At 73.4% G+C, this 12556-nt stretch carries 9 protein-coding genes; 4 read left to right on the top strand and 5 right to left on the bottom strand.

Annotation, left to right across the window (positions count from 1 at the left end):
- Window positions 1–24: 24 nt before the first annotated feature.
- Entirely contained in the window at window positions 25–3111 is a 3087-nt protein-coding gene (locus QWM81_RS18655; protein ID WP_290113211.1) for a SpoIIE family protein phosphatase, read from the bottom strand.
- Window positions 3112–3304: 193 nt separating this feature from the next.
- Between QWM81_RS18655 and QWM81_RS18650 the strand changes: the two genes are divergently transcribed.
- Entirely contained in the window at window positions 3305–4249 is a 945-nt protein-coding gene (locus QWM81_RS18650; RefSeq protein WP_290113210.1) for a MurR/RpiR family transcriptional regulator, read from the top strand.
- Between the two features lie 297 nt (window positions 4250–4546).
- Here the strand turns inward: QWM81_RS18650 and QWM81_RS18645 are convergent, their stop codons facing one another.
- The gene (locus QWM81_RS18645) at window positions 4547–4819 is read right to left on the bottom strand and encodes a DUF5133 domain-containing protein (RefSeq protein WP_290113209.1); all 273 of its coding nucleotides are present in this window, start codon (window positions 4817–4819) and stop codon (window positions 4547–4549) included.
- Between the two features lie 275 nt (window positions 4820–5094).
- Here QWM81_RS18645 and QWM81_RS18640 point away from each other — a divergent pair, with 275 nt between their 5' ends.
- The 3 genes from QWM81_RS18640 (at window position 5095) to QWM81_RS18630 (ending at window position 7035) form a co-directional block, all read left to right on the top strand.
- On the top strand, window positions 5095–5286 hold the full coding sequence (locus tag QWM81_RS18640; protein WP_290113208.1) for a DUF2795 domain-containing protein: 192 nt from the start codon (window positions 5095–5097) through the stop codon (window positions 5284–5286).
- A gap of 310 nt (window positions 5287–5596) precedes the next feature.
- A complete protein-coding gene (locus QWM81_RS18635; protein ID WP_290113206.1) occupies window positions 5597–6589 on the top strand; it encodes a glycosyltransferase family 2 protein in 993 nt (330 codons plus the stop codon).
- The gene (locus QWM81_RS18630; RefSeq protein WP_290113204.1) at window positions 6586–7035 is read left to right on the top strand and encodes a GtrA family protein; all 450 of its coding nucleotides are present in this window, start codon (window positions 6586–6588) and stop codon (window positions 7033–7035) included. Before QWM81_RS18635 ends, QWM81_RS18630 begins: the two co-directional genes overlap by 4 nt.
- Here QWM81_RS18630 and QWM81_RS18625 read toward each other — a convergent pair.
- From QWM81_RS18625 to QWM81_RS18615, 3 genes are all read right to left on the bottom strand, one after another.
- A complete protein-coding gene (locus QWM81_RS18625; protein WP_290113202.1) occupies window positions 7010–8518 on the bottom strand; it encodes a DUF6056 family protein in 1509 nt (502 codons plus the stop codon). The genes QWM81_RS18630 and QWM81_RS18625 overlap by 26 nt on opposite strands.
- Before the next feature lie 184 nt (window positions 8519–8702).
- Window positions 8703–9431, bottom strand: coding sequence for a class I SAM-dependent methyltransferase (locus QWM81_RS18620; protein ID WP_290113201.1), 729 nt, complete (start codon window positions 9429–9431; stop codon window positions 8703–8705).
- A 41-nt stretch (window positions 9432–9472) separates the two neighbouring features.
- On the bottom strand, window positions 9473–12166 hold the full coding sequence (locus tag QWM81_RS18615; RefSeq protein WP_290113295.1) for a SpoIIE family protein phosphatase: 2694 nt from the start codon (window positions 12164–12166) through the stop codon (window positions 9473–9475).
- Window positions 12167–12556: the final 390 nt, after the last annotated feature.

Below are 12556 nucleotides of genomic sequence, written 5' to 3'. Positions count from 1 at the left end.
GGCACCTGCCTTCCTCACGTCTCCTCATGGTCGGTCGGCGGCCTTGTCGGCACAACCGCGCTCGGCCGGCCCCGCGCTCACCCGGGCGGCGAGGAGCAGCGCGATGTCGTCGGGCCGGTCCGTGGCGGCCCTGGCCTCACGGATGAGCAGGTCCGCCGTGTCGGCGAGGGAGCCGCCGCGCACGCCGGCGAGCGTGCCGCGCAGCCGCTCGATACCGAGGTCGATGTCGGTGCCCGGCTGTTCCACCAGCCCGTCGGTGAACAGGGCGAGGACGTCACCGGGCGCGAGCCGCAGTTCGGTGACCGGGTACGTCGCCTCGGGGTCGACCCCGAGGACCACGCCGCCGGGCAGGTCCAGGACCTCCGTTCGGCCGTCCGGGTGACGCAGCAGGGGCTGCGGGTGCCCGGCGCGCACGGCCCGCGCGACGCCGGTCGCCGGGTCGAGGACGACGTAGCAGCAGCTGGCGAACTGGCCTGCGTCGAGGTCGATGAGCAGCCGGTTGGTCCCGCTCATCACCTCGTGCGGGTCGTGCCCGCTGAGCGCGAACGCGCGCAGGGCGCTGCGCAGCTGGCCCATGGTGGCGGCGGCCGAGACACCGTGCCCCTGTACGTCGCCGATGACCAGGGCCAGCCCGCCGCCCCGTCCGGTCTCCACGACGTCGTACCAGTCGCCCCCGACCTCCATGCCCTGGGTGCCCGGCAGATAGCGGCCGACGGTCTCGACGTCCGGGAGGCGGGGCAGCCGGTGCGGCAGCAGGGCGTCCTGGAGGCCGCGGGCGAGGGCGAACTCGGAGTCGTAACGCCGGGCCCTGTGGAGGGCCTGGGCGATCAGGCCGGCGAGGGCGGTGAGGACCGTGCGCTCCTCGGGGCTGAAGCCGCGTGGCTGGTCGAAGCCGAGGATGCAGGAGCCCACGGGCCGGCCGGAGGCGATCAGCGGGAGGAAGGCGCGGGCGCCGACGTGGGCGTCCAGGGGGATGCCGGGGTAGGCGGCGGCCAGGCGCTGCATGGACTCGAAGAACAGGGGGCGGCCGGAGGTGAGCGTCTCGACGCCGGGCAGCCGGGCGTCGAGCCCGACGCCGTCGAAACGGTCGAGGAAGCCCTTGGGGAAGCCGGTCTCCCAGGCGAGGTGGAGCTGCCGCTCGTTGAGGAGGTAGATGGCCAGCTGGCGGCCGCCGAAGGCCGGGAGCAGTTCCTCGGTGACGACGGCGGACACCTGGCGGGCGGTGACGGCCTCGGTGAGCGCGATGGCGAGGGCGACGGGGCGGTACAGGACGGACGCCCGGTCCGCCGGGGAGCCGAGCCCCGCCCCGGGCGAGACGACGGATCCGGGCGCGTACGCGGGCTGCTCGGCGCCGGCGAGGGTGACGGTCAGGCCCTCGTGGCCGGGGTAGAGGGAGACGGACAGCCACTTCTGCGGGGCGCGGTGGGCCAGGAAGTGCACGGGTTCGTCGGAGATCAGGGCGGCGCGGAAGTGGTCCTCGTAGGCGGGGTGCGCGAACCAGGGCAGGGCTTCCCACAGGTCGTGTCCGAGGAGTTCGGGCCGGGGGCGGCCGAGGAGCGTCTCGGCGCTGCGGCTGACGAACGTGATCCGTCCGAGCCGGTCGATCGAGAAGATCCCGCGCGGCAGCCGGTCCGCCGCGGCGGCGACGACCGGCCCGGTCCCGACGTCCACCACGGCCCCGACGACCCGGCCCGCCACCGCGCCGTGCGGCGCCCCGCCCGGGGACGGGTCGCGGCCCGTGCCGGAGAGCTCCAGGAGGCAGGGGCGGCCGTCATCGCCGCGCAGCCAGATGCGGCGGGTCGTGGGCCGCTCGGCGGCGGCCACACGGCGAGCGACGGTCCACAGCCCGTACGTGTCCTCCGGCGCGAGCCGCGCGGCGAGCGCCTCGAACGTCGTGCCGAGCGAGCCGTCCGACTCGGCCGCGCCGGACTCCGGCCGAGCCGCGCCGGACTCCGGCCGAGCCGTGCCGGACGAGCCGGACGAACCGGCCTCCGGTCGGGACCGGCCCCACGAGCCGGACATGCCGGACTCCTGCCGGGATGATCCGCGCGAGCCGGACACACCGGACTCCGGTCGAGCCGGACCAGGCGGTCCGGACACGTCGGGCCTGCCGGAGTCCGGCCGAGAGGAACCCGGTGAGCTGGACGATCCGGGTGGGCCGGGCGCACCGAGCGCACCGGAGTCCGGCCGCGACGGACCAGGCGGCCCGGACGCGTCGGGCGTGCCGGACTCCGGCCGAGAGGAGCGGGGCGAGCCGGGTGAGCCGGACTCCGGCCGGGGCGGGCCGGGCGAGCCGTGCGCGCCGGAGTGCGACCCGGACGGGCCGGCCTCCGAGCCCGGCTCCCGGTCCCGCTCCCGGCCCGGCTCCCGGTCCCGCTCCGAGCCCGACTCCCGGTCCCGCTCCGAGCCCGACTCCCGGTCCCGCTCCGAGCCCGACTCCCGGTCCCGCTCCGGGTCCGGCTCCCGGTCCCGCTCCGGGGCCGCGCCGAGGATCGTGCGGAGTGCCTCGTCCGTCGTGACGGTCCCCGTGCCGGGGTCCCAGGCGAGGTGGCCGATCCGCACCGGCGCGGTGGTGCCGGCGGGGAGCTGGACGTTGACCGGCGCGTCGTCCCAGCTGACGGGCGCGCCATCGGCGGCCAGGTCCGCGAGCGCCGAGCCGAGCCGCTGCGCCGCGTGGTGCATCCGGCGCCGGTCGCCGAGGTCGACCGGGCGGCCCGGGGTGGCCGCGCGCAGCACCACCAGCACGCCGAACCGGTCGCCGCCCCCGGTCACCGGCGCGTACAGGGAGCCGAACGGGAACGGCAGGCCCGCCATGAGCTGGGGGAAGCGGCGCATCGCGTCCTCGGCGTCCGCGAGGTGGATGCCGTCGCCGGAGCGGTAGGCCTCGGCCACCGGGTAGGGGCGGTTGATGTGCATGCGCCACCAGGGGTGGAACAGCCGGGCCGGCAGCCCGGCGAGCACGGCGAGCCGCAGCAGCCCCGGGGTGCCGGAGCGCAGGTAGACGCCGCCAGCGAATCCGCCGGTGGATTCGATGGCGCCCAGTGTGGCCTCGGCCAGCTCCAGGGCCGGGCCGTCCGGCAGGGGGCCGTCGTGGTGCGCTTTCCCTGGCATGTCCGAGCCTCACTCAGGGGAGGTTGCCCGGGCGTCGCCGGGCGCGGCGCCGTCCGTGGGCACACAGCCAGGATGCTCCCGGGCGGCCCCGTCGCGCACATCGGTGGACGTGGCAAGGTCATTCCGGGACCCGGGAGTGGCCGGATCCGGTGAGCTATGTTGAGCACGAGTGGGACGAGAAGGAGGCACGCCGGTGCCATCAGGGCAGCAGGCACGCGCGCAGGCGGCTGCGATCACGCCGGGAAAACCGTCCCCTGACGAGGCGGAGGAGTCCGCCCAGTCCCCCACCGTCCCCCTCGACCGGGTCATGGCGCTCTTCGGCGGCCACCGGCTCTCCCCCGCGCAGCGGCGCATCGCCCAGTACATGATCGACCACCTCACCGAGGCCGCGTTCCTGTCGATCACGGATCTGGCGGAGCGTGTGGGGGTGAGCCAGCCGTCGGTGACGCGGTTCGCGACGTCCCTGGGGTACAGCGGGTTCCCCGCGCTGCGGGAGGCGTTGCAGCCCATCGCGTTGAGCGCGGTGGCCGGTACGCCGGACACCCGCGAGGAGATCCGCCGCAATGAGTTGCAGGCGGCCATCGACGCCGAGATCGAGAACCTGGAGCATCTGCGCCGCCTGGTGGCCGATCCGGGCCAGATCCTCGACGTGGGCCGCGAGTTGGCCACGTCGGTGCCGCTGACCGTCCTGGGTCTGCGCATCTCGGTGTCGCTGGCGGAGTATTTCGCGTACGCGGCGCGGCGCATCCACCCCGACGTACGCCTGGTGACGCGGGGCGGCAGCGTCGCCTATGACGCGCTGTTGCAGTCGCGCGAGGCGGGCGGGACGTGGGTGCTGGCGTTCGCGATGCCCCGGCACGCGCACGAGACGCTGTCCGCGATGCGGGCGGCGCGCAGGACGGGGCTGCGCGTGGCGCTGATCACCGATCTGACGCTGGGGCCGCTGGTGGACGAGGCGGATGTGACGCTGACCGCCGGGACGGGGTCGCGGCTGGTCTTCGACTCGTACGCGGCGCCGGGGGTGCTGGCGGCCTCCGTGCTCCAGGCGATGGCGGACGCCAACCCGGAGCGGACGCAGCTGCGGCTGGAGGGGTACGAACAGGCGGCGGAGCAGCACAACTTCTTTCTGGACGACTGAGCACGGAACAAGCCCCCACGCAAGGGCATTTCCGGCCATACCCACGGTCAAGCAGGCATGAATTTTTTCATGCGCTTGCCTACTGGACGGTAAATATATTTACTTCCTCCATACCCGGTGGAAACGCGCCGGGCACACCCCCGTCGAGCCCCCCTTCCGGGGAACGAGCAGAACACTCCGTGGCGGCGCTCCCTCCTCGCGCCGCCCGTGGTGTTCCGGCCGGGCGCTCCGCTGCTCGCGGACACCCGTGGCGGCCCCGGTCAACCCCTGGGCCGGGGCCGCCGAAATCCCTTGGTGTCAGGTGCCGTTGACGGTCGCCGCGGCAGTCACCGCGGGCGAGCACGAGGGCGTGGACGTGGTCGTGGCGGCGGACGCGGCGGCCAGCCTCGCGCGTGCGGCGGCCAGCGCTTGGTCCAGGTGCCGCGTTCCGGTGGTCACGCAGAGCGTGTACGTGACATCGTCGAGCCGTCGTTTCAGGTCGGGCGCGAGGGCCAGCTCCTGGGAGGCGGTGCACAGGGATTCGTAACGGGCTACGAGCTCACGAAGCACTGCGGGATGCGCCAACAGCATGAACGTACCTGCCTTTCCCACGCCACGAAGCAAGGAGAGAGGGACGCCGATGCCCGCTGAAGGCCGGCCTCCCCGAGGCCGGGCGGTGCACCGGCCCCCGAACCGGGTCGCCCTCCCGCACATGGATGTGCCCGCGCTTTCCGGTCCTCACACGACATTGTGATGCAACTGTGACGGATTCGCGCTGCGTGGGGACACAAGCTGACTTTGCTCCATTGTCGTGACATGGACTGTGGCCCCGGTACCGGTTCCGGCGGCGCGGGTACCCATCGCGCATGGCTGTGAACCCCATCGAAATGCAGAAGGCCCTCGGAGGCGTGAACTACCCCGCTTCGAAGGAGGAGATCGTCCAACAGGCGTCGAAGCACAAGGCCGGCGAGGAGATCATGAAGGCCCTCGACGCCCTCCCCAACAAGCAGTACGACTCGCCGGCCGCCGTCAACAAGGAGGTCGGCAAGGAGTCCTGAACAAGGAGTCCTGAACAAGGAGTCCTGAACCTCGCCGACGCCACGCCACTCCGCCCCGTTCCCGACCCCGGTGACGGGGCGGACGCATGCCCGCCGTTCACCCGAGTGGACGGCGTGGGGCTGTGGAGCGCCCGCCACCGCGCTCCACTGGAACCGACGCGCCACGCGCAGCCGGCGCGTCAAGCGCAGCCGCGCCCGAGCCCGTTGCCTCGTGCAGGCAACCCCGGTGGCCCCATGGCCATCCTCCCTATGCGGCGGCCCCGTCCGTCCGGCCCCCGCCCCGCACACCAGTGCATGGAGTGAACAGCCCATGGTCCATATGTCGGTCGTCGTCCCGTGCTACGACGAGAGCGAGGTGATCGACGCCTTTCACGCCGCTCTGATCGCCGCCCTCGAACCGGCCGGGGTGACGTTCGAGGTCTGCTACGTCGACGACGGCAGCGGTGACCGGACCCTGGACCGGCTGCGGGCGCTCGCGGCGGCCGACCGGCGCGTGCGGTACACCTCCTTCAGCCGGAACTTCGGCAAGGAGTCCGCCCTGCTCGCCGGGATGCGCATGTCCCGGGGCTCGGTGGTCGCCCTCATGGACGCCGACCTCCAGCATCCGCCCGGGCTCCTCCCCCGCATGCTTGAGCTGCACCGGCACGGCTACGACCAGGTGGTCGCCCAGCGGGACCGTACGGGCGAGGGGGCCGTACGGACCGCGCTCAGCCGCGTCTACTACCGCCTGGTACGCCGCTTCATGGACGTCGAGATCATCGACGGGGCGGGCGACTTCCGGCTCCTGTCGCGCCGCGCGGTCGACTCCCTGCTGTCCCTGCCGGAGAGCAATCGTTTCTCCAAGGGGCTGTTCTCCTGGATCGGGTTCGACACCGTCAGCTTCCGTTACGAGAACGTCGAGCGGGCCGCCGGGCGGTCGAAGTGGGGCGGCCGGCGGCTGCTCAACTACGGCATCGACGGGCTGCTGTCGTTCAACAGCCGCCCCCTGCGCCTGGCGATCCACACCGGCCTGTGGCTGTTCCTGTCCGCGCTCGTCTACGCGCTGTGGATCATCGCCAACGCCCTCCTGGACGGCGTCGACACCCCGGGTTACGCCACCCTCATCACGGCCATCGTGGGCCTCAGCGGCATCCAGCTCGCCACCCTCGGCGTCATCGGGGAGTACGTGGGCCGCATCTACCACGAGGCGAAACGCCGCCCGCACTACGTGGTGCGGGAGACCGAGCGGTCCGCGGCCGTCCGCCGACCCCCGGACGGCGACGCCCCCCTGGAGGCCGCGGGACGGACGCGGCCGAAGCCGTGAGAGCCGCCGTCCTGCGCCAGTTCGTCCTGTTCTGCCTCATCGGGCTGGCCAACACCGCCGTCTACTTCGGCGTGTACGCCACGCTGAACATCTGGCTGCCGTACCTGGCCGCCCACGTCGTGGGGTACGCGGTCAGTGTCGTCGGATCGTTCCTGCTCAACTCGTACGTCACCGTCCGCACCAGGCCCACATGGCGGGCCTTCGCCCGCTATCCGCTGTCGGGGGCCGCCAATGTCGTCGGCAGCGGCATCCTGCTCCACCTCGCCGTCAGCCGGCTGGGCATGGACGAGAACCTCGCGGCCATCGCCGCCGGTCTGCTCGTCACGCCCCTGTCGTTCCTGCTGGCCCGCTGGGCCATCACCTCCGGGGCGGCCGCCACACGTCGCCGTTCCGCGTCGCGGCGGCCGCCCGAGGACCGGGTCAGGGAAGGCGCGTCCCGCGAGTGACCTTGTCCAGGTGGTAGTAGGCGGCGACGCACTTGGCGGGCCAGGGCCGGGTGCCGTTGGCGCTGAACGGCTCCAGCATCCCGCGCACCGACACCGGGGTGTACGGCAGCACCTTCGCCCCCTCGGCCGCCCGCTCCCGCAGCCACCGGTCCTGGCGGTCCCACTTCTGCGCCCGTACGCGCATGTCGTGGCCCAGGTCGTACAGCGGGGGCACCAGGCTGAGGACGGTCACCGCGCACACCGCGCCCGCGAGCGCGGCCGGCAGCCCGGTGCGCACCCCGCGCATCCGCAGGGCGCGCCCCGCGAAGGCACCGGCGCCCACCAGCAGCAGCACGTACAGCAGCAGGTAGTCGTTCCACGTCCGGCCCGCGCTCACCACGCGGGGGCCGAAGACCGGGTAGGTGATGACGGTGCACAGGTAGCCGGAGACCAGGAAGGCCAGCGCGCCGACGCCGGTCAGCAGCAGGGGCCGGCACGGCAGCAGGACCGGGTGCCTGGCCGCCCTGCCGTGGGCCAGCAGGCCCAGGACGAGTCCGGCGGCGACGGCGCCCGCGTACTGCCAGGTCGTCAGGATCGTCTCCAGGATGCGCAGGTAGCCGCGCAGGGAGGCGATCAGGGACTCGGGGGCGAACATGGACGCGGTCTCGGCGCCGAACCGCTCGCGCCGGTTGCGCGAACCGGGTGACGTCATCAGCAGGATCGTGCCGATGCCGACACCGGCCATGCCGGTCAGCGACCAGCCGCGGGCGAAGGCCCGGACGCGTTCGGTGAAGACCCACGGGGTGACCAGGACGATGGCCGACAGGACCACCAGGGCGACGACGGACGCCTCTTCGGAGAGCGTCCCCATGAAGACACCCATGACGAAGACGACGGCGAGCGCCGCGATCCTGCCCCGCCGGCCGTGGCCCCGCAGCAGTGGGATCGCCGCCGCGCAGGCCAGCACCGGGGCGAGGGTGTGCGAGACGGACGCGGCGGGCCAGAAGAACGTCTTGTACGTGTTGGTCGTGGCGAACAGGAACACGGCCGTGATCATGGACGCCACCAGCAGCGGGACCCCGCGCGGCACGCCCTGGCCCGCTCTGCGCAGCAGCAGCGCGGTGAGCGCCCACAGCAGTCCGAGCATGAGGACGCCGCTGATCGGGGCGTACCACTGGTGGCCGGCGACGGGGAACTTGGCGTACAGCCCGACGAGCAGGCCGTTGCCGAGCCGCCCGTTGTCGGTGGCGTAGAACTTGCCGACCAGGCCCCAGATGCCCTGGTCGCGGACGACGGGCAGGAAGCACCACTCGTCGGCGCTGGGGCGGACGTAGCGGCCGAGGTAGGACGCCGCCGCGAGCAGGCAGAGCGGCAGCAGGCAGAGCGCGAGCGGCCAGGCGGTCCGCCATGACCCGCGCGGGTCACCGCCGCCCTTCTCGCGCCCCGGCCCGGAGCCCGGCTCCGGGTCCGGCGGGACGGTGACACGCGATGCGCCGACGGCCATGTCGTCTTCACTGCCTCTCGGGAAAGCCACTGGTACGACACCGAAGAGGTGAATCCGGGCGGTGCCGTTGTCCGGCCACCGGACCGGATTCGCCGGATCGCGGACTCGGCTTCCACGAGACCGGCAGTGACGGGCCCTCGCAACCGGTCGTCGCCCAAGTGGCGCAAGCGCCACGCGGCCGGGGTCAGTTCCGCAGGGCCGTCACCAGACGGCAGCGGGGTGACCCGTCGGGCCGCCGGCCGAGCGCCTCCAGGGCGGTCAGCTCCACGGTGAAGCCGGTACGGGAGAGGTCCTGGACCACGTCGGGGAGCCGGAACGTGCGGTAGTACATGATGAACCGCGGCCGCCACAGCAGGTTGCGCAGCCGCATCGCCGCGTCGAACGCCCACAGCTGCCAGTACGCCGGGGAGCCGACCCGCGGTGGCGCCACGACGGGGAAGACGAACCGGCCGCCGGGCCGCAGCGCCTGGTACACCTCGGCGAACAGGCGGGGCCGCTCCTGAGGCAGGAAGTGCCCGAACGCGCCGAAGCTGACGGCCAGGTCGAAGGCGGAGCGGAACGGCAGGGCGCGGGCGTCGGCCCGTACCCAGTGGAGCTCCGGCCCGCCCGGCGCCCCGGCGTGCGCGGTGCGGGCCTCGGCGAGCATGCCGGCGCTGAAGTCGACGCCGGTCACCCGCTCATGGCACACCTCCCGCAGCACCCGCGCCCCGGCTCCGGTGCCGCAGCACACGTCGAGGCCCGAGCGGAACGGCCCGAGCGGGCGCAGCGCGTCGGTGACGGCGTCCAGCAGGCGGTCGGAGGTGCGGTAGGGGGTGAGGTCGAATGTCGGGGCGAGCAGGTCGTATCCGCGCTCGGTGGAGGAGAGCGCCTGGACGGCGAGTTCGCGCAGGGTGGGGCCGTTGGGGGTGAACATGGCCGCTGAGCGTATCGGCCCGGCCGGCGTGCCGGGCGTGGTCACAGGAGCTCCTCGTCGAAGACGTCGAAGGGCAGGGTGCCGGCGCCGCCCGCCGCCGGCGAACCGGCGCCGGGAAGGGGGAGTTCGGCCCAGATGACCTTGCCCTGGGCGGTGTACCGGGTGCCCCAGCGTTCGGCCAGCTGGGCGACGAGGAACAGGCCGCGGCCGCCCTCGTCCGTGGTCGCGGCGTACCGCAGGTGGGGCGAGGTGCTGCTGTGGTCGGCGACCTCGCAGGTCACGCCGCGGTCGTACAGCAGGCGGACGCGCACGGGGGCGGCGCCGTAGCGGATGGCGTTGGTGATCAGCTCGCTGAGGATCAGTTCGGCGGCGAACGACAGGTCGTCCAGGCCCCACTGCTCCAGTTGGCGTACGGCGGCGGAGCGTATGCCCGCGACGGCTTCGGGGTGGAAGGGGACCTCCCAGTCGGCGACGCGGTCGTCGTCGAGGGCGCGGGTGCGGGCCACGAGGAGTGCCACGTCGTCCGTGGGGTGGGCGGGCAGCAGCGCTTCGAGGACGGTGCGGCAGCTCTCCTCGGGGCTCTGGTCCGGGTGGGCCAGCGCGTCGCGCAGCAGTTCGAGGCCGACGTCGATGTCCCGGGTGCGGTCCTCGACCAGCCCGTCGGTGTAGAACACGAGCCGGCTTCCCTCGGCGAGTTCCAGTTCGGCGCTCTCGAAGGGTATGCCGCCCAGTCCGAGCGGCGGTCCGGCCGGCAGGTCGGGGAACTCCACCTTGCCGTCGGGGTGGACGAGTGCGGGCAGCGGGTGGCCGGCCCGGGCCAGGGCGCAGCGGCGGGACACCGGGTCGTACACCGCGTACAGGCAGGTGGCGCCGGTCATTCCGGCGATCGTGTCGGAGTCGTCCTCGTCCTGGTCGATGCGGCCGACGAGGTCGTCGAGGCGGCCGAGGAGTTCGTCGGGGGGCAGGTCGAGGGTGGAGAAGTTGTGCACGGCGGTACGCAGCCGGCCCATCGCGGCGGCGGCGTGCAGCCCGTGGCCGACGACGTCGCCGACGACGAGCGCGACCCGGCTGCCCGGCAGGGGGATGACGTCGAACCAGTCGCCGCCGACTCCCGACTGGGCGGGCAGGTAGCGGTGGGCCACCTCCAGGGCGCTCTGTTCGGGCAGGGCGCGCGGCAGCAGGCTGCGCTGGAGGGTGACGGCCATGGCGTGTTCGCGGGTGTAGCGGCGGGCGTTGTCGATGCAGACGGCGGCGCGGGCGACCAGCTCCTCGGCGAGCGCGAGGTCCTCCTCCTCGAACGGCTCGGGCTTCTGCGAGCGCCAGAAGTTGGCGACGCCGAGGACGACGCCCCTGGCCTTGAGGGGCACGGCGATCAGCGAGTGGATGCCGTACTCCACGATCCGGGCGGCCCGCTCGGGGTCCTGGGCCGACCAGCCGGGTGCGCGGGACAGGTCGGGGACGAGCTCGGCGCGGCCGGTGCCGAAGCCGCGCGCCTGGGGCGTGGAGGGTACGAAGCCGATCATCCTGCCGCGCGGGTAGAGCGGGTGGTCGTCGCGAATGCCGCTGACGGCGGTACGGCGCATGTCCGCCGACGTCCCCGAGGGTTCCTCGCCGCTCAGGACGGGGTCGGCGAGGTCGACGGTGACGAAGTCGGCGAAGCGCTGGACGGTGACCTCGGCCAGTTCCTCGGCGGTGCGGACGACGTCGAGGGTGGTGCCGATGCCGACGCCCGCGTCGTACAGCAGGTTGAGCCGTCTGCGGGCGCCCTCCGCCCGGCCGGTGAGGGAGCGGAGCTCGGTGGTGTCGCGGATGGTGGCGACGGTTCCGGGCGGGCCGCCGTGCCGGTCGGTGTGGCGCTGGTTGACGGCGAGCAGCCGGTCGCCGGCGGGGACGACCTCGTCGGTGGCCACGCGGCCGGAGCACAGCAGCTCGGCCATGCCGGGGTCGAGCCCGGGCAGGTCCTTGACGCTGCGGCCCTCGGCGTCCGGTGGCAGTTGCAGGAGCCGTTTGGCCTCGTCGTTGGCGAGCAGGAGCCTGCCGTCGCCGCCGACGATGACGACGCCCTCGCGCACGGCGTGCAGGACGGCGTCGTGGTGTTCGTACACCCGGGTCATCTCGGTGGGGCCCAGTCCGTGGGTCTGGCGTCGCAGCCGCCGGGCGACCAGGGCGGTGCCCGCGGTGGCCACGGCGAGGCCCGCCGCGCTGGTGGCGAGGATGACGGGCAGTTGCCGGTTGACGACGCCGGTCACGTTCTTGACCTTCAGGCCGGCCGAGACCAGGGCCATGACCTTCCCGTCGGCGCTCCTGACCGGGACCACGGCCTGGACCTCCTCGCCGAGGGGACCGTCGACGCTCTCGGTGTGGACGCGGCCCGCCAGGCTCGGCTCGATGGTGCCGACGAAGCGCCCTCCGATCCGCTCCGGCTGGGGGTGCGTGTAGCGGATGCCGTGGGTGTTCATCACCACGATGAAGTCGACACCGGCCCTCACGCGGGCCGTCTCGGTGAGCGGCTGGAGCACCTTGGAGGGATCGGGTGACGTCAGCGCCTGCGCCATGCCCGGGGAGTTCGCGAAGGACTCCGCCACCGCGATGGAGCGGTTGCGCGCTTCCCGGTCGCCGTCGCTGCGTGACTGGAGGACCAGTGCCAGGACCGCTCCCAGCACCAGCAACACCACGAGCGCCACCTGCAGGACGAAGACCTGTCCCGCGACGCTCCGTGGACGCCGGTCGGCCAGTGACCGAACCGAGGCACCACGGAATCGGTCGAAGAAGTGGACCACGTTCCCCTTTCTAACACCGTACGCACCACGGCGACCATGAGTGACCGCCCGTCACCGGACGAGCACGCGCCGCTTCCGGCGAGGCCGTACGGGGCGGGGAACCCACGGTTCGCCCAAAGGTGGGCCAACAGCGATCAAATTCGAACAGTACGGCGGGCATCCGAGCGTACGTTTCGCGGTGTGACCTCGCATCCCGATGACCTGAGCGCGGACCGTCCCCGGTCCCGTACCGCGACCGCCCCCACCCCCCGTGGCCGCCGCGCACTGCTGCGCGCGGCGCTCGGGGGCACCGCCGCCGTCGGCGCCGGACTGGCCCTCGGCCCCGCGGCCGCCGCCACCGCCCGC

This window comes from Streptomyces ficellus (genome assembly GCF_030406405.1).
In the GTDB taxonomy this organism is placed as follows: Bacteria; Actinomycetota; Actinomycetes; order Streptomycetales; family Streptomycetaceae; genus Streptomyces; species Streptomyces ficellus_B.
The sequence above is the reverse complement of the archived record's forward strand: the minus strand, read 5'-3'. Positions and strand labels throughout refer to the sequence as shown.